We start from the raw sequence: 24,817 nt of genomic DNA on the forward strand, positions 1-24,817 counted from the left end.
GCTCACTCCGGCCGGTTGTTGGAGTGTCCGCCGTGCACGAACGGCGATGACACACCGCGGTACTTCAGCAGCATCATCATCCCCTCGGCGGCGTGGTCCAAGTTGTGGCAGTGGTCCATCCAGATGCCTGGGTTATCGGCGTGAAGCAGCAACTCCCACACTTCGCCCGGCAACACATCCACGGTGTCCAGGATGAGCGGTGATCCACTTGGAGCTATGCCATTCCTGCTTAGTACTTGCACGTGATGTCCGTGGGGATGCATGGGATGCGGCTCGGAGGTGCGGTTCACTACCGTCACCTTTACGGTGTCGCCCTCGGCAACCTCGATGGACGGAACCAGCGGATATGCTGCCCCGTTCACGGTGAACGCGTACCGGGGAATCCCGTCAACAAATCGGAACTGCCGGTCAAGCACCATCACTTCTTCGCGTGTGATCGGCCGGACGAGCTCTGCCGCCTTCCCAGCACCATCCAGTTCCCCAGCACCATCCAGTTCCCCGCCCACGGGCTTGCCATACTCCAAAAGGTCCAGCACGGGCATGGTGACGAAAACGCCTGCTGGTGCCTTTTCCGCAACCATCTCCTCGGGTTTGGCTGCTTGATCCGCGACGGCGGAGCCAGACGGGGCGATGACGACTACGGCATTGGCCGCAGCGTCCGAACGAACGGTGACGGTGGAGTCAGGCATGGTGAAGGCGATGTCCACTCGGCCGCCGGCGCCAAGCCGCACCAGTTTGTGGGTCACTTCCTGCGGCTCGTTCACCTCGCTTCCATCAACCGCAACGGCTTTGAAGGCCGTGCCCTGGATGAGGTATCGCTGCTGCACGGAATCGGTGTTGATGAGCCGGACCCGCACGCTTGAGTCAGGGGTAGCAGTATGCACGGTGGCACGGTCTGAGGAGCCCAGCAACCCCAGACCGCTGAGGTCGTGCCCGGCCACCACAACGTCCGTGTCGGCACGGGGCGAAGTAGGGTGGTGCACAACGAACGTGCCGTAGAGGCCCTTGCGGACCCCCTCGGCTGAATCTTGATGCGTGTGGTACCAGTAGGTGCCTGCCTGGGCGGCAAGGAAGCGATAGGTCATGGATTCCCCGGGCATGACGGCGTCCTGTGTCGCCCCGGCCACCCCATCCATGGCGTTGGGAACGTCGTAACCGTGCCAATGAAGGGTCACGCCGGCAGTCACATCACGGTTGGTCAGCAGCACCTCCATCACTTCGCCGAGTTGGGCCTCCAGGGCTGGACCCGGAAGGCTGCCGTAAGTCCACGCCTCCGTGGTGTGCCCGGATGGCAGCACTACTTGTTCCACACGGGCAGTCAGTTCGTATCGCCGGACCACAGCGTTGGCGGAAGTTTCGCCGACCAGGCTGGTGACCGACGTCGGATCCGTCACCACGACGTCGGCACCGCCGTGATGCGCGACGGCGGCAGCGATCGTTGCGCCGTCGGCGGACCGGCTCCCAAGCCAGGCAAAGACTCCGGAGCCCAAAGCCGTACAGATCATGAGTCCTGCAACCGCGGTAGCCGCCGTCGGACGCATGCCGGCGGGAGAAGCGCCGCCTCGACGTCCTGTCCGAACGGCCGTGTTTAACTGCGTACCGCCTCTCGACGAAGGTCGTGGCGAAAACAGTGCGAGCTTGGCGATCAGCACGGACGCTGTCACCATGAACAGCAGCACCACAAGGCTCCAAGGAGCCGGGAATGGCCCCAGGAGCAATGTCAGGGCGAGTGATGCCACAGCTGACACGGCAGCTGCGATGATTGCCAGCACCGCCCACTCGCGGGATCGTCGCGGATCTTGTGAAGCAGGTTTGGGGCCGGTGTTCCGCCTCCTCAGCAAGAACGGAACACCGGCCGCCGCGGCCCAAGCCGCGGGGATGGCGGTCAGAGGCACATTGATGGTTATGCGTTCGCTGGCAAACCACCAACTGCCCGCCACCAAAGCGGGAAGCAATGCGTACCGTCCCACTGTCACTGCGACGGCTATACCCACTAACAACAGCCCAAGGTCACTCCGGCGCGGCTTGTCGCTCAACGACGCGGTCATCCAAGCAGCGGCAATCCACGCGCTGGCCGCAAGCACGGACAGTAGCAGGTCCACCGCCAGCAGCTGCGAGGTGTTCACAGCTGCAAGTGCTCACGCTGTGCTGGAGGATGTGGAAGCATCCGAGGAGGCAGCCTTGGGAGGCAGCGGTTGAGGGTTGAGGGCTGCCGCGCGGGCACGCTTGAACAACCAATAGGACATGAAGATCATCAACACGCCAACTATCGGGTGGATGGAGACTACCCACGAGCCTGCCGGAGTGATGAATTCCGGTGAGGAACCGGTCAGCATGCCGCCGATGATGAAGATGAAAAGTTGAAGCCAGGTCAGCAGGAAGATGCCCGCGGCCAACCAGATGGTGCGGGACCCCACCTTGGCGATCGCTGCTACGATCGCTGCCAGCAATGCTGAGTACCGCAGCACATATTGGCCATTGACGGCATGGTAGACGCCAGCTTCACGCTGGGCTTCGATGGTGTTTTGGAAGTGGAAGTATCCGGCGAAGAACAGCTGTGCGAGTGCTGACAGCAGGACGATCGCGGAGAGGACCAGGAGGGCTTTGCGCATGGGGAATCCTCTGGTAATCAATTCACAGATTCTTCTAGGCCTTCAAACCGTCGGCTCCCTGGCTGCGGGCTTCCCCCACTGCCGACGGCTGGCCGCCGGGTTGCCTGGACCAGGGGCAACCATAAAGGGCGGAGAGCTTCACTTGGAATCGTAAAGTTGCTGGAGATGAATAGCAAGAGCCTGCGGATTATTGTTCCGGCGGGGGCTGCCTACTGTTCCTGTCCAACGTCCTTGCCAACGTCCTTGGCGTCCATGATCCTGTACGCGTAGCCCTGCTCGGCCAGGAACCTTTGGCGTTTCGCGGCGAAATCCTGGTCCAGCGTGTCCCGCGCTACCAAGGAGTAGAACCTGGCCGCCCGGCCGTCCTGCTTGGGACGAAGGAGGCGTCCCAACCGCTGGGCCTCTTCCTGCCGCGAGCCGAAGGAACCTGAGACCTGGATGGCGACCGACGCTTCGGGGAGGTCGATGGAGAAGTTGGCCACCTTGGACACCACCAACGTGTGGATCCCGCCCTTGCGGAACGCGTCGAAGAGCTTCTGCCGTGCCTTGACGCTGGTTTCGCCCTTGATCAGGGGAGCGTCAAGCCGTTCGGCGATCTCATCGAGTTGGTCGATGTACTGGCCTATCACCAGCAACTGCTCGCCCTTATGGACTGCCACAAGTTCTTCAACCAGTTTTGTCTTGGTCTCCGAAGTAGCGCAGAGCCGGTATTTATCGGTGTCATCTGCCATGGCGTAGGCCACCCGTTCGTCGCGGGGTAGGTCCACGCGGACTTCAACACAGTCAGCGGGCGCGATGTAACCCTGCGCCTCGATGTCCTTCCACGGTGCGTCGTAGCGCTTGGGCCCGATGAGGCTGAACACCTCACCTTCCCGGCCGTCCTCCCGGACCAACGTTGCCGTGAGGCCGAGCCGACGGCGGGCTTGGAGGTCCGCGGTCATCCGGAAGATCGGGGCAGGGAGCAGGTGCACCTCGTCATAGATGATGAGGCCCCAGTCGTGCCCATCAACGAGTTCCAGGTGCGGGTACAGGCCACCGCGCTTTGTGGTGAGGACTTGATAGGTGGCGATGGTGACCGGCCGGACTTCCTTGACCGCGCCGGAGTATTCGCCGATCTCGTCTTCGGTCAAGGACGTCCGCTTGAGCAGTTCATCCTTCCACTGCCGGGCAGAGACGGTGTTGGTGACCAGGATCAGCGTGGTGGTGGAGGACGTGGCCATCGCTGCCGCACCCACCAGTGTTTTTCCCGCACCGCAGGGAAGCACGACGACGCCGCTGCCGCCGGCCCAGAAGTTTTCCGTGGCCAGCTTTTGGTACGGGCGCAGTTGCCAGTCGCTTTCGTCCAGCATGATGAGGTGCGGTTGACCGTCAACGTAGCCGGCAAGATCCTCTGCGGGCCAGCCCAACTTGAGGAGCAGCTGCTTCAACTGTCCACGCTGGGACGAATGCACCACCACGGTTTCGCCGTCGATCCGAGGCCCCAGCAGGGGAGCGATTTTCTTGGCACGGATGACTTCCTCCAAGACGGGGTAGTCGTCCGTCCGCATCACCAGTCCGTGCTGTGCATCCTTTTCAAGCCGGAGCCGGCCGTAGCGGGACATGGTCTCTTCGATGTCGATCAGCAGCGCATGCGGCACGGGAAAACGGGAATACTTCAGCAGCGTATCCAGCACCTGCTCCGCATCCAGCCCTGCCGCCCGGGCGTTCCAGAGGCCCAGCGGCGTCAGCCTGTAGCTGTGCATATGTTCCGGAGCGCGCTCCAACTCGGCGAAGGCGGCGATTGCGTGCCGGGCCTCCGTAGCCAGCTCATGGTCGACCTCCAGCAGGATGGTCTTGTCACTTTGTACGATCAGCGGACCGTCGGTCACTGTTTAATCCTCTTCATGAACGCAGTTCTCCTGCGGGTTCCACATCGATGATCCGGTGGATGGACAACACCCGTTCGGTGTCCTTGGCGGGATCGAAAACCCTGACACGCCCGCCGGAGACGGATACAGGAACAACGGTTTCGGTGTTGGCATTCCCCAAACTGTCCACCACGTTCATGGTGACAGCCTGTTTTAGCCGAATGGCGGTTTGGAGGGTCTCCAAGCCGAGTTGGGTAGACGCCTCGCCCGTCGCTTCGGCCGGGACCGCGCGGTGTTGCCGCAGGACCGAAAGCTGTGCCTCGACGTCGTCGTCCGGCGGTGCTGTTCTGGGCGCCGTATAAACCGGGCGGGCGCTGCCTGGCACTGCCGTGGTCCGTTTGAAGCGCACGACGGCGGGTTCAGCCTCCTGCACGGCAGGCGAGAGGCCCAGCTCGCGCAGGACACGCGCCGTTTCGCGCGGGCTGGCAGAGGAAGTGAGGACAGTGGGGGCGATGCGCACCAGGCTCAAGGCTGACGTCCGGGCCTCGCGGAGGAGATCGGTGATGGCTGTTTCGTCGTCGCTCTGAATAAAGCTGGCACTCGTGCCGACACGAAGGCGGCCATGCCGGGAGGCCGTGTCCTGGACAAGGTACTCCAATGGTTGGGGTACGTCCGTGGCGGAATGCTCACGGAGAAACGCCAGCAGCGATTCCGCATCCTGTCCGGCGTCGAGCGCCCTGCGAATGGTGCTGGCAGAGAACCGGTAGATCGATGCTGGGCCCTGACCTTCTGCATCGGCCATCAACAGGAGGGTTTCACTGAGTTCCGGCGCGAGGTAGCCGGGCGCCACAGCCGTGAGATCGGCCTGGAGGAGGATGTGGTTCACGGCGGCGGGCAAATGCTCGCCGAGGATGGTCATGGCCTTGTCCGGTTGGCCGTCAGCGATGGCCGAACCCAGCTGGGTCAACGCACCCGATCCCATCAGCCCCAGGAGCGTGGCTTCCTCCAGGATGCCGCGGACCAGGGAACTGAACCGTCGGGACATCCGCGGCTGCGCCCATTCTGCACGCTGCAGGACGGCTCGGGCATCCAAAACGGGTGCCTTTCCATCCGGTGCTGCGGCCTCCACGGTGAGCTCGTTGAGGATTTCCAGGACCCGGCGGCGTACCACCGGGGCGTCGGGCCGCTGCGCTTCCGCGGACAAGGCGTTGATGGTGGTACCGGCTGCGCCTTGGTGGGCGGCCGAGGCGGACGGACCAGTGAGCGGCTGTCCCACCAGGGAGGGTGCTCGCTCACTCGCCAGCCAGGCGTTGACCAGCCACAGCCACTGTTCTTGCCTCGGCAGATTAAGCCATTCAAGCGTCGGCGGCTGAATCCACGTGGAGCTGTCCACCTCCAAGCGGAGCAGCCCGGCCATGGCGCACAATTCCAAGAGGACGGCCGTCTCATGGACGCCCAACCGGATCGACTCCGCCAAACGCCGCAGCTCACGCACACCAACACCGCCGCTACGGAGGGTAGCCAAGGGTTGCTCCCGGACGGCGAACAACAGCTCGGCAGTCAGTCGCAGAATTTCGGCAATGGCCCCCATGGCCGCGTTGCGTCTCAGGGCGGCACTCGTATGGCCGAGCTCCGGAACAGGTGGCGCCAGCGTGAAATCATCCACGATCGCGCCTCCGCGCAAGGCAAGACCCACACTGTGGGGCAGCTCCACGTGGCCGGCGTCCAGAGGGACCAACAAGCCGCGCGCCAACAGCCAATCGATAGGCCCGACGTCGTGGCTTTCGTGGGTGACCGACGCCCGGCGCTGTGCCTGGGGTACCGCGCCCATGGCCCAACTGCCGAACTTGTCCAACAAGCCCACCGTCCGCTCCGGCGCCGTGGCGAGGATGGCACGAAGGTTCTCAGGAGAGGAAGTCCAACGCTGCAATGCCAAGGCTGCGTCCATCGGAGTGCTGGCGGGGTGGATGCCCGCGCCGCTTTGATGTAGCTCGGCCACCAACTGCACTACCCGCTGGGCAAAGGCCGGTTGGAGCCGTACAAGTTCGGTGTAGCTGCGTCCGAGCCCTGCCGGGTAGATGCCGATGACGTCCTTGAGGCTGCCCACGGGAAGGTAGAAGCGCTGACGGGACGACGTTGCCGGCGAGCCAGCGGGTGGGTCTGCCCTGTGTACCAGCGCCAATTCCTGCAATTTGGCGAGGATGGGGTCCAGCGCCGAAAGGGTGGAACCGGCAATGACCTTTTTCAACCCGGCCGCGGAAATACTGTGGCCGGTATCGGCATTGGTGCACAGGTGAAGTGTTTCCAGGACCTGCATTTCAGGCTTGTTCAACCGCTCCAAAGCCCTCTGGACACTGACTCGGGCGCTAGCCCTGGCAGCCAAAGCCGGGAAGTCGGGAGCCATGGGGGAGATCAGGTCCGGTCGCGCGGCAAACAAGGCCCGCAGCGAATTGTCGCTGCGCGCTTCGAGTTCCTTGCTGAGCGCGCGTATAAGGGACATCAATCCAACGTTACCGCCCCCGGGCCGCTCGTGCCCGTCACCGGGTCAGGAGGTTACTGTCGGCGGCGTTGGCGTACGGAGTCAACAACCAGGACTACCGCGAGCATGAAGGCCACGGGGAGTCCGTAAAGGGCCGTCCACGTTACCCATACCGGCGGCACGCCACCGTTGAACGCCACAGCCATGACCGTGCCGACGGCAGCCAAAGAGATGACGGCAATGACGGCAGCGATGATCATGATGGGGCGGCGGTAACCCGGGGAAGTCATGCCCACAACGCTAGCAGCAGCACGCGAAGGCGGTTCATTGCTGCGGCTCTTGTCCTGTTCGCGTACTGCGTGGTCGCGGCAAAGCGGGAATAGGGGGTCAGGCAGGATAACCTTGAAGGAACAGACCAACACGGACCGGGCTGTCACCCTCGATCCCGCAGATCCCTGTGGATGCGGTGAGTGCCCGACGTGTCTCCCAAAAGCAAGAACGAAGAAGGTTGATTACGTGCCTACCGGCAAGGTCAAGTGGTATGACAAGGAAAAAGGGTTCGGATTCCTCGCGGCTGAAGACGGCCAGGAAGTATTCCTGCCCAAGACGTCCCTGCCCGCGGGCGTAACGGAGCTCAAAGCCGGAACCCGCGTGGAGTTCGGTGTGGCTGACGGCCGCCGCGGAGCACAAGCACTGGGACTCCGTGTCCTGGAGAAGACACCGTCCATTGCCAAGGCCAAGCGCATGAACGCCAGGGACCTTGCACCTATGGTGCAGGACCTGGTCACCGTTCTGGACAACCTCTCCGGCTCCTTGTCTTCAGGCAAGTACCCCGACGGCAACAAGGCCAAGGCAATCAGCATGGCGCTGCGCAAGGTTGCCGACGAGCTGGAAGCCTAGGACCGGCCATGACATCGGAATCCGCACAGGACACCAAGGTAGGCCCCGGCGCTGCCCAGGCTCCTGGAAACGGGGACGCCCCCGCGCGGAAGCCCGTCGCGGCCAAGTCCCGCGCCGGTTTGCCCGTGTGGCGCACCGGTAAGCCGGACGCGTTCCTGGCTGCCGCCGTCGATACTGCACGTGAGGCAGTTGAAGGCATAGCCAACCCGGGCGAAGTCGGGGCGCACCTTGGGGCGAAGTCGGAGGGCGACCGCGTGGTGACCCACCTGTTCGAATCCCGGCTCGCCGGGTACGGCGGCTGGCAGTGGTATGCCGTGGTGACCCGTAACTCGCGCTCCAAGATCGTGACCGTGAGCGAGCTCGGTTTGCTGCCCTCCGAGGACTCGATCCTGGCTCCCGAATGGGTGCCGTGGGCCAAGCGCGTCCGCCCCGAGGATGAGACGCCGCTGGTCGAAGAGACAGTTGAGGAAGTTTCGGAAGAGTCCGTGCAGGCGGCCGAAGACGAAGCCACCGAACCGGCTGACGCTGACTCGGAGGACGCTGACGCCGAGGACGATGACTCGGATGAGGATGACGACGACGAAGCCGGGGCTGAATAGGCGTTGCGGAAACCCGGGGTGACCACAGTGAAGGCGGACGCTGATGTCCACCTTTAGGTCACTCGGAATCCTCAACTACCGCATCTGGTTCTTCGGTGCGCTTATCTCCAACATCGGCACGTGGATGCAGCGCACGGCGCAGGACTGGTTGGTCTTTGACCACCTGACAGCGCATGATGCCGGTGCCATGGGCATTACTTTGGCCCTCCAACTCGGGCCCCAGCTTTTCCTTGCTCCGTGGGCGGGGTTACTGGCCGACCGATATAGCCGACGGAAGCTGCTTCTCCTCACCCTGGTGGCCATGGCCCTCCTCAGCACGGGGTTGGGCGTGCTGGTACTGCTGGGCATCGCCGAACTTTGGCATGTCTACCTCTTTGCATTGCTCCTGGGAATCGTGACCGCCCTGGACGCTCCGGTCCGACAAACTTTCGTCTCTGAGCTCGTCACCGACGATTACCTTCCCAACGCGGTGGCCCTCAACAGTGCCTCCTTCAATGTGGCCCGGATGATCGGGCCCGCGGTCTCCGGTGTGCTGACGGTGGTGGTGGGCCCCGGCTGGGTGTTCCTCATCAATACCGTGTCCTTCGTGGCCATGCTCTGGGCGCTCAAACTCATTCCCGCATCGTCGCTCCGCATCCAGCCCAGGGCGGCGGCGGGTAAAGGGCGCATCCGGGAGGGGTTGCGCTACGTCAGGAACAGGCCGGATATTCAGGTGGTCCTGGTGGCGATCTTTATTGTGGGCACTTTCGGACTCAACTTCCCCCTGTTCATCGCCGCGATGGTGGGGACCCAGTTCGGCATGGACGCCGGCGCGTTCGGAGCGTTGAACTCGGTCATGGCCATCGGGTCGGTGACCGGTGCACTGTTGGCTGCCCGACGCGGAAGGCCGCGTCTCAGGTTGATCTTCGGGGCGGCCGGCGGCTTCGGCGTGGCCAGCGCCCTGGCCGCCCTGGCACCCAACGCTGTGCTCTTCGGGCTCGCTTTGGTTCCCTGTGGCCTGTTCGCCCTGACCTTGATCACCAGCGCCAACGGCTACGTGCAATCCACCACCGAGGCTGTCATGCGAGGGCGGGTCATGTCCCTCTATATGGCCATTTTCATGGGCGGCACTCCCATCGGTGCACCGTTGGTGGGCTTGGTGGCCAACGTCGGTGGCCCTCGATGGGCGGTCGGCGTTGCAGCGGTTGCCGGCGTCAGCACCGCCGTCGTGGGTTTGCTGTGGATTATCCGCGCGAAACAGCTGCGGCTCCGCTTCGACCGCCGGGCCCGCGGACTGAAGTACTTTCGGGTGGAGTCGCTGCTTTCCCGTCCGGAGGCGGACGACGACGGCGCAGGCCGGCAGGGCGCATAACGCGCCTTAAACGGCGGCGGCGCCGTCCGGGAGCTACCCGCACGACGCCGACCAAGGCCCGTGGTGCTACTTCTTCAGCTCGCCCACGACGTAATCGATGCTCGCGAGCAGCGCGGAAATGTCGTCCGGCTCAATGGCCACAAACGTGGCAATGCGCAGCTGGTTGCGGCCGAGCTTACGGTACGGCTCGGTGTCCACGACGCCGTTTGCGCGCAGGACCTTGGCAATGGCTGCGGCGTCAATGGAGTCATCGAAGTCAATGGTGGCGATGACATTGGAGCGGTCTTCGGCGTTGGTGACGAAGGGCGTTGCGTACTCCGAGGCCTCCGCCCAGGAATAGATACGGTTGGCGGAGTCTGCCGTGCGCTTGCTGGCAAAGTCCAAGCCACCGTTGCTGTTGAGCCACTGCACCTGCGCGTCCAAGGTCACCAAGGTGGAGAGCGAAGGCGTGTTGTAGGTCTGGTTCAGCTTGGAGTTGTCAATGGCGGTCTGCAGGTCCAGGAAGTCCGGGATCCAGCGGCCGCTGGCCTTGACCCGTGCCGCACGCTCCAGGGCGGCGGGGGAGAACAGGCCCAGCCAGAGGCCACCGTCGGAGGCGAAGTTCTTTTGGGGGGCGAAGTAGTAGACGTCCGACTCGGCGACGTCAACGTCCAGTCCGCCGGCCGCTGAGGTGGCGTCCACGAGGACCAGCGAGCCGTCGTCGGCACCCTGCACGCGCTTTACGGGAGCGGCCACGCCGGTTGACGTTTCATTCTGGGGCCAAGCGTAGACGTCCACGCCGGCTTCGGCCGCGGCCACGGGGCGGGTGCCGGGTTCAGCCTTGATGATGGACGAAGCATCAAGGAACGGTGCCTTGTTGGTAGCAGCAGCGAACTTTGAGCCGAACTCGCCGAATGAGAGGTGCTGGGCCTTCTTCTCGACCAGGCCAAATGCAGCCACGTCCCAGAACGCCGTGGAGCCGCCAACGCCGAGGACAACCTCGTAGCCTTCAGGTGCGCGGAAGAACTGGCTGAGTCCTTCGCGGACCGAACCCACAAGGTTCTTGACCGGAGCCTGGCGGTGGGAGGTGCCGAGGATGGTGGTCGATGCGGCAGACAACGCTTCGATCTGTTCCGGGCGAACCTTGGACGGTCCAGCGCCGAAGCGTCCATCCTTGGGCAGCAGATCGGCGGGAATGGTGATGCTGTTGTCGCTCACGTAGGGCTCCAATGGGTGTCGGCTAGAGATGGGAGGTGGCATGGGGCATCAACTGCCCCTTCGACACCCTAATTCTGCCTGACACGGCCCGGGCGCAGGAACCTGCAGCCGTCATAGTCCGCCACGTGGAATGCAAATGAACCGGATGCGACCGGAATTATCCAGAGTAATTCCAAATAAGCTAGGCTGGTGGTTGGCGTTCATGGGGCGGCGGTGCACACCGTCCGCCCTTGCTGGGGACGCGGTACGGTGGAGATTACGCAAGGAACTGCGTTCGAGGAGAGCTGAGCTGGATGACGGATCTGATCGATACCACTGAGATGTATCTTCGGACCATTTTGGAGCTTGAAGAAGAGAACATAGTGGCTCTCCGGGCCCGCATTGCCGAGCGATTGCGCCACTCCGGACCCACGGTTTCCCAGACCATCGGACGCATGGAGCGCGACGGCCTGGTGATTGTGTCCAACGACCGCCACCTGGAGCTCACTGAAGTGGGCCGGAAACGCGCCACAGAGGTCATGCGCAAGCACCGCCTTGCGGAGCGCCTGTTGGCCGACGTTATTGGCTTGGACTGGGCCTACGTACACGATGAAGCGTGTCGCTGGGAGCATGTCATGAGTGAGCGCGTGGAGCGCCGGCTTTACGAGCTCCTGGAGCATCCCACAGAGTCTCCCTATGGCAACCCCATCCCGGGGCTTGAGGCGCTTGGTGGCCTCGCCAGCCAGCCCTTCCCCCGGCTGGATGTCAATCTGCTGCAGGCCATGGACGGCTACGCCACTGATTCCCGCGTTGTGGTCAGCCGCCTTGCGGAGCCCATCCAAGTCGAGCCGGAACTTCTCACCCAGTTGGATGAGGGCGGAATCCGTCCAGGCGCAACAGTGTCGCTGGAGCGCGTCGGTGAGTACATCTCGGTCCGCGTCCCGGGTATCGAGGGCGCCTTGGAGCTACCTCCTGAAGTTGCTGCGCACGTCTTCGTCTCCCTCAGCTGACCGGCACCGGGCCAGCACAGTGTCAAACCTCACTTTTGCGCCTTCGGCGCGCGTGTGACCTGCGGTTTTTCAAAATTGATGATAAGGGCCTCCTTCGCTTGCCCCGCTCCTGTTGATAACGAATTTATTACCAAGAGCCTTAATCCCCTATAGTTATCTACTAGCGCTGATACCAAAGCGTTACCTGATCCGGAGCCGAGCTCTGCCAGCGGATCAGGTGTGCCACCCACCACTGGCAGAGGCGGGGGAACCACAAGCGGCTGTCTAAAGAAGCAGCCTTGGGGTGAAGTCCGCAGCAGAAGTGCCCACGTATGCAAGTCCCTCTTGGGATACCTGTGTGCCGTGAGCGCCTCGTGCGGACCGGGTCTTTGTACTCTCTGACCCGAATCCGACAGCTAACTTCGCAGGCTTTTGAGAGAGGAACAGAGTTTGACATCGCAGAACGTCAGGGGTCGCCGCCGCGCGTCCGGCCCCGCTGCTGAGCTGCGGCCAGCCACCGTCGTAACGGAGATCCGGCCTCGCGACACCGAGCGTCAGGTGCGCCGCCGTAAGAGCCCGCTGCGCCAGGTTGCCGACTTCGCCGCTGCCAGCGGCGTCGGGCAGAAGGCCGGTGTTGCGCTTGCCGCCACCGGACTTGCCCTGACTGTCGGTCTGCCGGCCACGAGTCCCGTCATGGCCACTTCGGAATCAGGCCAGACTGAGTCTGCCCTCGCCGTCGCCGCCCCCGCTGGCAGCCAGCCCGAGGTTTCCGCCGCCGCGTCAGCCAAGATCGACTTCAGCCGCGCCGCCGTCGCCACTTCTGCCGACCCCGATGGGAAGCTGAAGCAGCTGCTCAGCGCGCAGTCGACTGAGAGCATCCAGCGGGCCTCGTCCGTTGGCAGCATGGCCAGCCCCCTGGACACGCTCACTACGGCATCCCCTTTTGGTTACCGCATCAGCCCCCTCACGGGTGGCGCAGGTGACTTCCACCGTGGCCAGGACTTCGTTGCCCAGTGCGGCACGGCTGTGCATGCAGCGGCCACCGGCAAGGTTACGTTCGCCGGATGGCACGAGTACGGCGGAGGCAACCGCGTTGTCGTTGACCACGGCAATGGCCTCGAGACCACGTACAACCACCTGTCGTCCTTCACCGTCCAGGTAGGCCAGACCGTAAACCGCGGCGACACCGTCGCCCTGAGCGGCACCACGGGCGCTTCCACCGGCTGCCACCTCCACTTCGAGGTCCAGGTCAACGGTGAAGTTGTAGACCCCATGGGTTGGCTCTAAGCCATTTGATGGTTGCCTCTCGCATTAGCGGGACGCCCCGTGACCTGAATGTGACATTCGCTTTCAAGTGTTGTAGCGTACAGAGCGCATCGGCTTTTTAGGGGGCCGGTGCACTTGAGTGGATTGCCTAGCTCTGCCACCGCTCAAGGTCCGTTCGCATAAATCGTCTGGCAGGGGCGGGGGAACCACTTCTGGCCTTCGAAAGAAGGCCTTGGGGTTAAGTCGCAAAAGCTTCCTTGGAAGCAGCGCGGCCGGATGACTCCCATCCGAATCCGACAGCTCACCTCGCAGGCATTGGGAGAGGCTACCTACGTGTCATCACGCACTACCCCTGCGCGCCATCGCGCCCAAACGGTTCGCACGAACCCGTTGAACACTCTTTCCAAGGCTGTTTCCTCCAACGCAGGTACCGTGGGCCGCCAGGCCGCCGTCCTTGCAGCAGCCTCAGGCCTCGTCCTCACCGTCGGCTTGCCGGCACAAGCAACAGACACCGACGTTTCCAAGTCGGAGGCCTCCAGCACCCAACAGCTGGTTGCTACCGCGGTGATTACCGCAGAACCGACAGCCACTGTCTCCTTCGAGAGCCCCACCGTGGTCACCCTGGAAGCCCCCAAGGTAGTACAGCGCGCAGCGCAGGTTACCGAGCGCGCGGCGGCCACCAGCGAAGAAACAGCGGAAGCAGTTACAGCGAAGTCTTCCGAGGCCAAGGATTCGGCCTCCAGTGCAGCTGCCTCCGGTCTCGCCGCCATTGCCTACACCGGCATCGGCTCTCCCTACGTTTGGGGCGGAACCACACCCAACGGTTGGGATTGCTCCGGCTTCACCCAGTGGGTCTACGCACAGGCCGGAATCAGCATCCCCCGCGTCAACGCCTGGACGGCCATGACGCCCACCAGCACTCCTGCTCCCGGCGACCTCGTCATGCAGAACGGCGGAGCCCACGTAGGCATCTACGTCGGCAACGGCATGATGATCAGCGCTTTGAACCCCGGCCAGGGAACGCTGCTGCACTCCGTAGCGTCCACCGGCACCTCCTCGTTCTACACCCTCCGCTAGAAAAATCCGGTTCGGGGTCGGCCGGCATTCCCCACATGCTGGCCAACCCACTACCCGCGTGCACCCCAACTGCATGCGGATACGAAAAGAGAAAATCATGACCAGTGCAAACAAGGTTGCACGGCACCGCGCTGAGGCCCCCAAGACCAGCTCGCTTGCCGTCATCGCCAAGGCCGTCAGCAACAACGCCGGTGGCGTTGGCCGCCAGGCGGCAGTTATTGCCGCAGCTTCAGGCCTGGTCCTGACCAGTGGCATCGCAGCCAACGCTGCCGATACCAACGTGGATCGCGAATCGACGTCCACGTCCACTCTTGACGTGCAGTCGGTAGTCCAGGCCACCATCGCCGCGGACTCCACTGTGGCCATCTCCTACGAGCGCCCCGTGGTCACAACGGTGGAAGCCCCGGCTCCCGTGGTAGTCGAGGAAGCTCCGGCCAAGGTTGAAGCCAAGGTCGAGAGCAACGAGGCAACCGCGGTTACCGCCAACGCAGCTCCGGCAGCCAACGCAACCGTTGCCGTCAGCAACGCGACCCCCGCTCCGGCAGCTCCCGCCGCATCCAGCGGCCTCGGTGCCGCTATCGCTGCTGCAGCTTACGCCCAGCTCGGCGTCACCCAGGACTGCACCATGCTTGTGACCAACTCCCTGGCCGCCGTGGGTATCAACTTCCACGACTGGCCCGCTGGCTACCTCTCCCTTGGCCGCACCGTGAGTGCAGCTGAAGCCCAGCCCGGCGACCTCGCCTACTACGCCAACGGCGGTTTGGCCGGACAGGCCCACATCGCTGTATACGTCGGCAACGGCCAAGCAGTTCACGGTGGATGGAACGGATCCACCACGGCACTGTTCAGCGCCAACGTGGGCTCCGGCCCGGTCTTCATCCGCGTCAACGGCTGATCCACATCGCGTAAGAGCACCCCGCTGGCTTTGGCCGGCGGGGTGTTCTGCTTTAACCCTTGCCGGCTCGTGGGATGCCAGTAGTAGTGGGCGTGCGGCCACCACCCACTTTGGTTCTGAAAGCCGCCCGACTCGCCGCAAATCACGTGTGTCGGGGCGGTTATGCCCCTCAAAGTAGGTGGTGGCGGCACACCAAGTGGCCCTTTGATTTTCCGCCACATCCTTTAACCGCGCATGAACTTTTGCCGACACTGCACGCGAAACGACGGAAAAATTCGTTGATACGGCATATAAGTGCTTACCCTTATGTTGTCGATCCACAGCCCGTACATGCAGAGGGCAGCCGGCCCTCGTGCCCCTGACGGGTGCGGCCGTGAAGAGGTACGTGCATGCGCACACTCGTTCTGAATGCTGGATATGAACCGCTGGCGGTAATAACATTCCGCCGGGCGCTGGTCCTTGTGCTCACTGGGAAAGCTAGCGTGGTGGCCGAAGGCGACGAGCCTGTCGTCGGGCCACAGGAGATACTCGGAAGACCTTCCGTGATCCTCCTCAACCGCTACATCCGTCCCCGGTACAACAGGATTACCGCCGTGAGTCGCCGCGGGGTACTTCGCCGCGACGGCCATCGCTGCGCCTACTGCGGGAAAACAGCCCACACCATAGACCACGTCCACCCCAAATCCAGGGGCGGCGCGGATTCCTGGGAAAACCTGGTTGCGGCGTGCTTGAAATGCAACAACGCCAAGAGCGACCACACGCTGGCAGAGATGGGTTGGAATCTCCGTTTCAAGCCCGGCGTGCCCCAGGGAACCATGTGGCAGATCAAAGAACTCGAGAAACCTGCGCCGGACTGGGACCCGTTCCTGTTGCCGGAATCCGCTGCCTGATCGATTTCTGCTGGTCTCCAGCCGTCCCGGGTAATCTGGGCGGATGGAGTTCAATGCCGTGATTTTGGCGGGTGGCCGGGCCACCCGTCTCGGGGGCGTGCCCAAGCCATCGTTGAAGTACGACGGCGGCACCCTCCTTTCCCATGCCCTGCAGGCGGCCCGGGGTGCTTCGGCTGTGGTGGTGGTGGGACCGGACGTTCCGGTCGGGTCGGAAAGCACGCAACTACCGGTCGGCGTTCTGCGGGCACGGGAAGAACCGGTCTTCGCCGGTCCCGCTGCGGCAATCGCGGCCGGCCTGGCTGCGTTGAAGAATAGTCCGAGCACCCCGTGGACCCTGGTGCTGGCATGCGATATGCCGCACGCTTCCCGCGGCGTAGACCTTCTTTGGGCTGCCCTCGCATCCAGTCCAAACGTGGAAGGAGCCATGGCTGTCTCTCCTGACGGACGGAAGCAGCCACTCCTGGGCGCCTACAGTACAGCTGCGTTGGAAAGGGAAGTGGCCGTAGCTTCCGGAGGCTCGGGGTTAACGAACTCTTCAGTGTTCCGCCTGCTTGCTAGGCTGAACGTGCTGGACGTTGACGTCCCCGCGGGGTCCACGGATGACGTGGATACGTGGGAGGACGCCGCGGCTTTGGGCATTAACTACGAGTTGGAGGCGGACGTGAAGAGCCAGGAAGAGACGCTCGAGGAATGGTGCCGCACACTGCTGCAGGCTTTCGAGCTTGAGGGCGTGGAAGTGGACGTTAACGAGGTACTCGCGGTTGCTGGGGTGGCAGCACATTCAGTGGTGCGCCCCGCCGCGCCCCTTACTACGTTCATTGCCGGATACGCGGCAGGCATGGCCCGGGGGATCGGTCAGGCCAGCGATGATGCGTCCATGAACGCTGCCTTGGAACTGGCCCGCAAAGTAGCCAAGGAGTACTCGGAGTCCGGGACTGACCCGGAATGACGACGGCCCCCAACGAGGGCCATCACGCGGCACACACCTGGCAGGAGGCCCGGCAGCGCGCGTTCGATGTTGCTGCTCCCATTCCGCCGGGGCCCGTGCCGCTCAGCTCCGCACTCGGCCGCACCCTGGCGTCCGATGCCCTGGCCCTGCAGGACATGCCCCACTATGCTTCGTCGGCCATGGACGGGTGGGCCGTCAACGGCAGCGGTCCATGGATCCTGACCGAGCCCGGGCAGCGGCTCGCACCGCACCAAGCGAGTCCCATTGTCACCGGCGGTCTGATACCGCCCGGTGCCAAGGCTGTTCTGCGCAGCGAGAGCGGCGTTATTACCACGGACGACGACGGCCTGCCGGTTCTTGCGCTGGGCGGCACCGCCAAACCAGGCGAGCCCCGCAACGGGCAACACATTCGTAAAGCTGCAGAAGAGGCCGCTGAGGGTGACGTCCTGTTGAAAGCCGGCACAGTATTGAATCCGGCGCATATTGCCTTGGCAGCGCTGGCGGGTTTGGACCACTTGGAAGTCCTCGGAAAACCGTTGGTCCGGTTCCTCCTGACGGGTTCGGAAGTCGTGGCACGGGGTGTTCCCATGCCCGGGCAGGTCAGGGACACCTTCGGCCCGCAGCTGGGTGCCGTCGTCGGGCTCTTGGGCGGTATAGCAGGGGAGCAGCTCAAGGTGGGCGACAGCTACGAGGAGTGGATTGCCGCACTTCGGGACACAGAGCCCTCAGCAGATGAACTGACACCGGACGAACCGTACATCGAAGCGGAGGCCCCTGCCGACGTCGTTGTTACTACGGGCGGAACGGGACGCTCGGGAACGGACCACCTCCGCAAAGCCGTGGCTGAGCTGGGAGGCAGTTTGCTGATCGATGGCATCGCGATGCGGCCGGGCCATCCTGCCGTGTTGGCGGAGCTGCCTGATGGCCGGTTTGTGTTGGGGCTGCCGGGGAATCCGCTCGCCGCGATGATGGCCTTGTTTACCGTCGGGGGCCCGCTACTGGCTGCTTTGGGCCACGGTCGCTTGGAAGAAGTGGGTGAGGTTCCCTGTGGCACCACTATCGACGCCGACCCCGGACGGACCCGCTTGATGCCGTTCAAGCTCGTGTACGGGCTGGCGTCGCCGGCGCAGCATGCAGGTCCCGGAATGATGCGTGGCTTGGCGGGCGCACACGGTGTAATGGTGGTGCCGCCCCACGGTGTCCAGTTGGGCGAGATGGTGCCAGCGTTCGCATTGCCTTGGGGGAAACCGCTGCCCGTGCCGAAGGCGCCGGAGGACAAGGCCCGAAAAGCCGCGCCCCGGCAACAGAGGAAGGCTCCTTCCGGACCGGTTGACTGGAGCGCGTTGGACGCTTGAGGGACGCCTTGAGCGGATTCTGGACTGAGGACAAAGTGCAATGATGGACTCATGAACAGGCATGCTCCAGAACAGGACATCAACGAAGATGACCTGCAAATCCACCCGCCCAAACAAGCCGCGGCAGGCCTTAAAGCTGTCACGGTTGCCCTTGAACGAGGTTACGCCCAAGCCGGAGTGACCCGCACGGTCCGTTCCATGCTCAGGGTCAACCAGCATGATGGTTTTGACTGCCCTGGGTGTGCATGGCCGGAATCGATCACCGGCAGGCGCAGCCCCGCAGAGTTTTGCGAGAACGGCGCCAAGGCCATCGCCGAGGAGAGCACCACCCGGACAGTAGGTGCCGAATTCTGGGCGAAGCATTCCCTTGCGGACCTCGAGGACAAGACGGAGTACTGGCTGGGAAGCCAAGGAAGACTTTCCGAGCCGGTTGTCATCAAACCAGGCGACACCCACTATTCTCCGATCAGTTGGACTGACGCCTTCGCTTTGATCGGCGAACACATCAACGCCACCACACCTGACAAGTGTGTGTTCTACACCTCCGGCCGGACGGCCAACGAGACGGCCTTCATGTACCAGTTGTTCGCGCGGAGCCTCGGCACCAACAACCTTCCAGATTGCTCCAACATGTGCCACGAGTCCTCCGGCAGCGCCCTCAACCCGACCATCGGAATCGGCAAAGGCACTGTTTCCCTGGAGGACATCCACCATGCGGAGCTGGTTCTGGTTGTGGGCCAAAACCCGGGAACCAATCACCCGCGCATGCTGTCCGCCCTCCGTGACTGCAAGAACAACGGCGGAAAAATCATCGCCGTCAACCCGCTTCCCGAAGCCGGCCTCCTGAACTTCAAGGACCCCCAGTCCCTCAACGGTGTTATCGGCGGCGGCACCACCATCGCAGATGAGTTCCTGCAGATCAAAGTGGGCGGCGATCTCGCGTTGTTCCAGGCGCTGGGCCACCTGCTCCTGGAGGAAGAGAAACGCAAACCAGGGACCGTCGTCGACCATTCCTTCATCGGGAAGCAGACCGAAGGCTTCGAAGCCTATAAGGAAGCCCGTTCGGTGCTGGACTGGGCTGAGACGGAACGCGCAACAGGGCTGAGCCGGGAAGAGATCACCAACGCAGCCGGGATGATGGCGGAGTCGAAGGGAACCATCATCTGCTGGGCGCTCGGATTGACCCAGCAACCGCACTCTGTGGATACGCTCCGCGAGATCATCAACCTGCTTTTGCTGCAGGGCAACTTCGGCAAGCGGGGAGCCGGCGCCTGTCCCGTCCGGGGCCACTCGAACGTGCAGGGCGACCGGACCATGGGCATCTGGGAGAAACCCAAGGAATCCTTCCTGGCCGCGCTGGACAAGGAGTTCGGCTTCCACATGCCGCGGGATCACGGCTACGACTCAGTGGAAACCCAGCACGCCTTGGAAAAGGGTGAAGTGGATGTTTTCGTCTCGATGGGTGGAAACTTCGCGGCGGCTGGATCTGACACCGCAGCCTTGGAAGATGGCCTGAAGAAGGCGGGACTCACCGTCCACATCTCCACCAAGCCCAACCGGGCACATATCGTCCACGGCAAGACGTCCCTGATCCTGCCCACGCTTGGCCGGACGGACACTGATGACAAGCACCCCAAAGGCAAGCAATTCCTCTCGGTGGAGGACTCCATGTCCGTCATCCACAAAACGCAGGGACGGCTGGAGCCTGTTTCAGAACACCTCCTGAGCGAACCGGTGATTGTGGCACGAATGGCCCAAGCGACGCTGGGGGACAGCCACAGTGTGGACTGGCGTGCCATGGCCGAGGACTACGACGTGATACGCGACCATATCTCCCGCGTCATTCCGGGCTTTGAGGATTTCAACGCCCGGGTCCGCACCAAGAACGGCTTCGTCCTCCCCAACCCTCCCAGGGATACCCGTACCTTTGCCACGGACATCGGTAAGGGGCGTTTCTCCGTTCGGCCGCTTGAGTACCTTGAGGCACCGGCAGGCCATCTGATCCTCCAGACTGTCCGCAGCCACGACCAATACAACACCACGTTCTACGGCCTGGATGACCGGTACCGCGGTGTCTCAGACGGCCGCCGGGTGATCCTTGTCCATCCTGGTGACCTGCAGGAACTGGGCTTCGAGGACCGCGACCTGGTGGATGTCATCTCTACTTTCGCGGGGACGGAGCGCCGTGCCAACAAGTTCCGCCTCATCGGGTACCCCACAGCCAAAGGATGCGCCGCAGCGTACTTCCCGGAGGCCAACGCCCTGGTGCACCGGGAACTGGTTGCCCGGGAATCCAACACCCCCGGCTACAAAGCAATGACCGTGCGCTTCGTGAAGCATGAGGAGAACGGATCCTGATATGGGACGAGTAACCCAGCGCCGCAAGGTTCACAAGTTTGTCCTGGATGGCTCACCGCAGGCTTTGGAGCATCCCATCCGCTTCAAGGAAGACGTCCTGGCCGTGGAGGAACCGCTGGAGATCCGCTTGGGTGACATGTCTTTCTCCGTGACCATGCGGACCCCCGGAGACGACTTCGACCTCGTTGCGGGATTCCTGGTCTCGGAAGGGATCGTGTGGGAGCCGGGTCAGCTGGTCTCGGAGCGTTTCTGCGCTGGTGAGGACGAGAACGGGGTGCAGACCTTTAACGTGGTGGATGCACAGCTTCGGCCTGACGTTGAACGACCCGACACCGGCCGCAACGTCTACACCTCCAGCTCGTGCGGAATCTGCGGCACGGACTCCATTGATGCCGTTCGCAAGTCCTCGCACCACAGCCCCAAGGAAGACCGCATCACTGTTCCGGTACGGGCGCTCGCCGCCTTGCCGGACCGCCTCCGTGAGGCGCAGGCGGTCTTTGACAAGACCGGTGGCGTGCACGCTGCCGGCCTTTTCAGGATCCACGATGACGGCACCACGGAGCTGCTCTGCCTCCGGGAGGACGTGGGCAGGCACAACGCCGTGGATAAAGTGGTGGGCTGGGCCTTGCGGGCGGGTATGTTGCCCCTCAAGGGGACTGTCCTTCAGGTTTCGGGCCGGGCTTCGTTTGAGCTCGTCCAGAAGGCTGCCATGGCAGGAATACCCGTATTGGCGGCTGTGAGCGCACCCTCCAGCCTTGCGGCGGAACTGGCGGAGGAAACGGGGATTACCTTGGCCGGTTTCAGCCGCGGGCTCAGCCTCAATGTGTATGCCGGGCGGGACAGAATCGTCGCAGAAGATGCTCAAACGGACCCGCAAGCCGTGGGGGATAGCCGGCAATCACTTGGCTATTGAGCTGGAACAACGTAGATTTTATCCATCGATTGGAAGCACGGCGACCCAAGATTCGCCGCCCGTGCCCAGCATTCTCGGGGCGCGGTAACAAGCCCTGTCACCCAGCGAACGCCCAAAGGGGAATTAATTGCACGACGACCGCCGGATCACTGAACAGCGTCTAGACCGATTTGTTCGGGAACGCATTCTTCCGGCCATTTACGGCAGGGCGATTCCGCTTCAGCTCAGCAGCTGGGACGCGCCGGGCGAACCCGTGCCCGCCGCGGAAGCGCTGCGCCAGGTTTTCACTCCGCAGGAGCCCGGTGCCGCGTGGGGCAAGGCCTGGAGCACCAAGTGGCTGCGCCTCCAGGGAGAGGTGCCGCAGGACTGGGGAATGACGGATTCCACCACTGTGGAGATCATCGTCGATCTTGGCTTCAACAGCGATGTCCCGGGGTTTCAGTGTGAAGGCACCGCATGGCGCTCCGATGGAAGCATCATCAAGGCGATCTCGCCCAGGAACTTCCACGTTCCGCTCAAGCTTCTGGGCGGAGGGCACTCCGTTGACTTCTATGTGGAGGCTGCCGCCAACCCGGATGTAGCGCAGGGATGGTCCTTCGCCCCCACATCGTTGGGGGATAAGGCCACCTCCGGCGAGGAGCCCCGGTACCGCCTGGGCCGCATAGCAATCGCTGAACTGAACGAAACCGTGTGGGAACTCAACCAGGACATCTGGACCCTCAGCGGCTTGATGCACGAACTTCCCATGGACATGCCCCGGCGCCATGAGATCCTGCGCGCGCTTGAACGCATGCTGGACATTATGGATCCGGACGACATTGCCGGAACCGCTGCCGCAGGCCGTGCAGAGCTGACGCAGGTCCTCAGCCGTCCCGCCTACGCGTCCGCCCATGAGCTCCTGGCTACCGGCCACGCACACATCGACTCCGCCTGGCTGTGGCCCGTCCGCGAAACCATCCGCAAATGTGCCCGTACTTTCTCCAACGTGGTGGCCTTGATGGATGAAGACCCGGACTTCGTCTTCTCCTGCTCTTCGGCCCAGCAAATGGCATGGATGAAAGAGTTCTTCCCTGAGCTCTTTGTGCGCATCAGGGAAAAAGTGAAGGCTGGCCAGTTCGTTCCGGTGGGCGGCATGTGGGTGGAATCAGACACCAATATGCCAGGCGGCGAGGCCATGGCCCGCCAGTTCGTGGAAGGCAAGAGTTTCTTCCTGAACGAGTTCGATATCGAGTGCCAGGAAGCCTGGCTTCCCGATTCATTTGGCTATTCCGGTGCCATTCCTCAGATCGTCAAGGAAGCCGGTTCGCGCTGGTTCCTCACGCAGAAAATCTCCTGGAACAAGGTCAACCGGATGCCTCACCATACCTTTGCGTGGGAGGGCATCGACGGCACGCGGCTGTTTACGCACTTCCCGCCCGTGGACACTTACAACGCTGAACTGCACGGACGTGAATTGGCGCATGCACAGCGTAATTACCGCGAGCACGGCCGCGGGACCATGTCCTTGGTGCCGTTCGGCTACGGCGACGGCGGTGGCGGACCGACGCGCGAAATGGTTGCCGCTGCGCATCGTACGGCGGATTTGGAAGGCTCCCCGAAGGTCCGCATGGGCACTGCCAAGGACTTCTTCACGAAAGCCGAGGCCGAGTACAGCAATCTCCCGGTCTGGGTGGGTGAGATGTACCTGGAAATGCACCGTGGAACGTACACGAGCCAGGCCAAGACCAAGCGTGGCAACCGTCGGAGCGAACACCTCCTGCGTGAGGCCGAGCTGTGGTGTGCCACTGCCGCTGTCCGGCTCGGTGCGGCATATTCCTATCCCGCGGACGAACTCAAACGTCTCTGGCGGCTGGTCCTGCTCCAGCAGTTCCACGACATCCTTCCGGGCAGCTCCATCGCCTGGGTCCACGAGGATGCGGAGCGCAACTACGAGGCCATAGCCAGGAATCTCGAGGACATCATCAACCAGGCCGCTCAGGCCTTGGTAGGTGAGGGGGATCAGCAGTTCCTCTTGAACGCCGCGCCGCATCAGCGCAACGGCGTGCCTGCATTGGGTGCGGCCCAGGCAACGACGCCGGATTCCAGGGTTCAGCTTGACGAGCTGGAGGACGGCTACGTCTTGGACAACGGCATCATCCGCGCGGTCCTGAACCAGGACGGCCTGCTGACCTCCCTGATTGACCACGCCAGCGGCCGCGACGCCATCGCTCCAGGACAGGCCGGGAACCTGCTCGAGCTTTTCAGGGACACTCCAAACGAGTGGGACGCCTGGGACATCGAAGAATTCTATCGCCGAAACGTCACACCACTGACCCAAGCGGATGGCGTCGATGTTGAGCGTTCGCCGGCCGGCGTCGTCGTCGTGGTCAAACGCAAGGTGGGTGCCTCGACCATCACCCAACGCCTGACTCTCGACGCCGGTGCGGCGTCGTTGGGGATCGCCACCACGGTGGACTGGCAGGAACGCGAAAAGATGCTCAAGATCGCTTTCCCGCTGGATGTCAGGGCGGATCGTTCAGCGTCGGAAACCCAGTTCGGTCACGTTTTCCGGCCGACGCATACCAACACATCCTGGGAAGCGGCCAAGTTTGAGATCTGCGCCCACCGCTGGATCCACGTCGCCGAGCCCGGCTACGGCGTTGCAGTAAGCAACTCCTCAAGCTACGGGCACGACGTCACCAGGGCCGTCCGTGCCGATGGCGGAACCACGACGACGGTCCGCACCTCGCTGCTTCGCTCCGCCCGGTTCCCGGACCCGGAAGCAGACCGCGGAAGTCACACACTTGAGGTATCCATCAGGCCGGGCGCTGCGATCGCCGATGCCGTGGAAGAGGGCTACCGCACCAACCTGAAGCCGAGGTTCATCTCTGGCGAAAGGCCCGTGGAACCGCTGCTTTCCGTGTCCAATCCGGCAATCGTGGTGGAGGCTGTCAAGCTGGCCGAAGACGGTTCGAGCGATGTTATTGTCCGGCTTTACGAGTCGTTGGGGGAGCGCTCAACGGGCCTCCTAACGGCCAACTTTGAGTGCTCTGATGCATCTGCCACGGACTTGCTGGAGCGCCCCTCGGAAGCCCCCGGAGTGGCTGTGGAGGAGGGGCCCGTGGTCAAGCTGGTGCTCCGGCCTTTCCAGCTGGTAACGCTGCGGTTTGTTCGCTGAGGTT

The 24,817-nt window shown here is 63.2% G+C and carries 19 protein-coding genes and 2 riboswitches; of the genes, 13 read left to right on the forward strand and 6 right to left on the reverse strand.

Annotation, left to right across the window (positions count from 1 at the left end; translation table 11 throughout):
• Positions 1-2 precede the first annotated feature (2 nt).
• From ACNAOT_RS05360 to ACNAOT_RS05380, 5 genes are all read right to left on the reverse strand, one after another.
• Positions 3-2,126, reverse strand: a complete 2,124-nt coding sequence (locus tag ACNAOT_RS05360) for a multicopper oxidase family protein (protein WP_420180302.1) — start codon at positions 2,124-2,126, stop codon at positions 3-5.
• A gap of 12 nt (positions 2,127-2,138) precedes the next feature.
• Positions 2,139-2,612 carry a hypothetical protein gene (locus ACNAOT_RS05365; RefSeq protein WP_178994263.1) on the reverse strand — a complete coding sequence of 158 codons (474 nt, stop codon included), beginning with the start codon at positions 2,610-2,612 and terminating at the stop codon, positions 2,139-2,141.
• A gap of 209 nt (positions 2,613-2,821) precedes the next feature.
• Positions 2,822-4,480: a DNA repair helicase XPB gene (locus ACNAOT_RS05370; protein ID WP_420180303.1), complete on the reverse strand. Its 1,659-nt coding sequence runs from the start codon at positions 4,478-4,480 to the stop codon at positions 2,822-2,824.
• Positions 4,481-4,493: 13 nt separating this feature from the next.
• Positions 4,494-6,959: a helicase-associated domain-containing protein gene (locus tag ACNAOT_RS05375; RefSeq protein ID WP_420180304.1), complete on the reverse strand. Its 2,466-nt coding sequence runs from the start codon at positions 6,957-6,959 to the stop codon at positions 4,494-4,496.
• Positions 6,960-7,012: 53 nt separating this feature from the next.
• Positions 7,013-7,228, reverse strand: a complete 216-nt coding sequence (locus ACNAOT_RS05380) for a hypothetical protein (RefSeq protein ID WP_091467555.1) — start codon at positions 7,226-7,228, stop codon at positions 7,013-7,015.
• A gap of 226 nt (positions 7,229-7,454) precedes the next feature.
• Between ACNAOT_RS05380 and ACNAOT_RS05385 the strand changes: the two genes are divergently transcribed.
• The 3 genes from ACNAOT_RS05385 to ACNAOT_RS05395 are packed head-to-tail and all read left to right on the forward strand — an operon-like array spanning position 7,455 to position 9,788.
• Complete coding sequence (locus ACNAOT_RS05385) at positions 7,455-7,838, forward strand: cold-shock protein (RefSeq protein ID WP_011773749.1); 384 nt, start codon at positions 7,455-7,457, stop codon at positions 7,836-7,838.
• Positions 7,839-7,846: 8 nt separating this feature from the next.
• The gene (locus ACNAOT_RS05390; RefSeq protein ID WP_420180305.1) at positions 7,847-8,437 is read left to right on the forward strand and encodes a DUF3027 domain-containing protein; all 591 of its coding nucleotides are present in this window, start codon (positions 7,847-7,849) and stop codon (positions 8,435-8,437) included.
• Positions 8,438-8,480: 43 nt separating this feature from the next.
• Positions 8,481-9,788: an MFS transporter gene (locus ACNAOT_RS05395; protein ID WP_420180306.1), complete on the forward strand. Its 1,308-nt coding sequence runs from the start codon at positions 8,481-8,483 to the stop codon at positions 9,786-9,788.
• 66 nt (positions 9,789-9,854) lie between these two features.
• Here ACNAOT_RS05395 and serC read toward each other — a convergent pair whose 3' ends face one another.
• Positions 9,855-10,985 (reverse strand): phosphoserine transaminase, encoded by a 1,131-nt coding sequence (serC, locus tag ACNAOT_RS05400; protein WP_091465715.1) that lies wholly within the window; start codon positions 10,983-10,985, stop codon positions 9,855-9,857.
• Positions 10,986-11,278: 293 nt separating this feature from the next.
• On the opposite strand from serC, the gene ACNAOT_RS05405 reads away from it, so the two are divergent.
• The 10 genes from ACNAOT_RS05405 (at position 11,279) to ACNAOT_RS05450 (ending at position 24,813) form a co-directional block, all read left to right on the forward strand.
• Positions 11,279-11,974, forward strand: a complete 696-nt coding sequence (locus tag ACNAOT_RS05405) for a metal-dependent transcriptional regulator (protein ID WP_091465717.1) — start codon at positions 11,279-11,281, stop codon at positions 11,972-11,974.
• A gap of 183 nt (positions 11,975-12,157) precedes the next feature.
• A riboswitch (cyclic di-AMP (ydaO/yuaA leader) is annotated at positions 12,158-12,399 on the forward strand.
• 4 nt (positions 12,400-12,403) lie between these two features.
• On the forward strand, positions 12,404-13,240 hold the full coding sequence (locus tag ACNAOT_RS05410) for a M23 family metallopeptidase (protein ID WP_091465718.1): 837 nt from the start codon (positions 12,404-12,406) through the stop codon (positions 13,238-13,240).
• Between the two features lie 138 nt (positions 13,241-13,378).
• A riboswitch (cyclic di-AMP (ydaO/yuaA leader) is annotated at positions 13,379-13,548 on the forward strand.
• Between the two features lie 4 nt (positions 13,549-13,552).
• The gene (locus tag ACNAOT_RS05415; RefSeq protein WP_420180307.1) at positions 13,553-14,296 is read left to right on the forward strand and encodes a C40 family peptidase; all 744 of its coding nucleotides are present in this window, start codon (positions 13,553-13,555) and stop codon (positions 14,294-14,296) included.
• Between the two features lie 97 nt (positions 14,297-14,393).
• Positions 14,394-15,191 (forward strand): NlpC/P60 family protein, encoded by a 798-nt coding sequence (locus ACNAOT_RS05420; RefSeq protein ID WP_420180308.1) that lies wholly within the window; start codon positions 14,394-14,396, stop codon positions 15,189-15,191.
• A 389-nt stretch (positions 15,192-15,580) separates the two neighbouring features.
• The gene (locus ACNAOT_RS05425) at positions 15,581-16,081 is read left to right on the forward strand and encodes an HNH endonuclease (protein ID WP_091465723.1); all 501 of its coding nucleotides are present in this window, start codon (positions 15,581-15,583) and stop codon (positions 16,079-16,081) included.
• 43 nt (positions 16,082-16,124) lie between these two features.
• The gene (locus tag ACNAOT_RS05430; RefSeq protein ID WP_420180309.1) at positions 16,125-17,030 is read left to right on the forward strand and encodes an NTP transferase domain-containing protein; all 906 of its coding nucleotides are present in this window, start codon (positions 16,125-16,127) and stop codon (positions 17,028-17,030) included.
• Entirely contained in the window at positions 17,027-18,385 is a 1,359-nt protein-coding gene (locus ACNAOT_RS05435) for a molybdopterin molybdotransferase MoeA (RefSeq protein WP_420180310.1), read from the forward strand. Before ACNAOT_RS05430 ends, ACNAOT_RS05435 begins: the two co-directional genes overlap by 4 nt.
• A gap of 51 nt (positions 18,386-18,436) precedes the next feature.
• A complete protein-coding gene (locus ACNAOT_RS05440; RefSeq protein ID WP_420180311.1) occupies positions 18,437-20,743 on the forward strand; it encodes an FdhF/YdeP family oxidoreductase in 2,307 nt (768 codons plus the stop codon).
• 1 nt (position 20,744) lies between these two features.
• Positions 20,745-21,656, forward strand: a complete 912-nt coding sequence (gene fdhD, locus ACNAOT_RS05445; protein ID WP_420180312.1) for a formate dehydrogenase accessory sulfurtransferase FdhD — start codon at positions 20,745-20,747, stop codon at positions 21,654-21,656.
• A 127-nt stretch (positions 21,657-21,783) separates the two neighbouring features.
• Positions 21,784-24,813 (forward strand): alpha-mannosidase, encoded by a 3,030-nt coding sequence (locus tag ACNAOT_RS05450; RefSeq protein WP_420180313.1) that lies wholly within the window; start codon positions 21,784-21,786, stop codon positions 24,811-24,813.
• Positions 24,814-24,817: the final 4 nt, after the last annotated feature.

Origin of the sequence: Paenarthrobacter sp. TA1.8, from assembly GCF_048595705.1 — a bacterium.
Classification (GTDB): Bacteria; Actinomycetota; Actinomycetes; order Actinomycetales; family Micrococcaceae; genus Arthrobacter; species Arthrobacter nitroguajacolicus.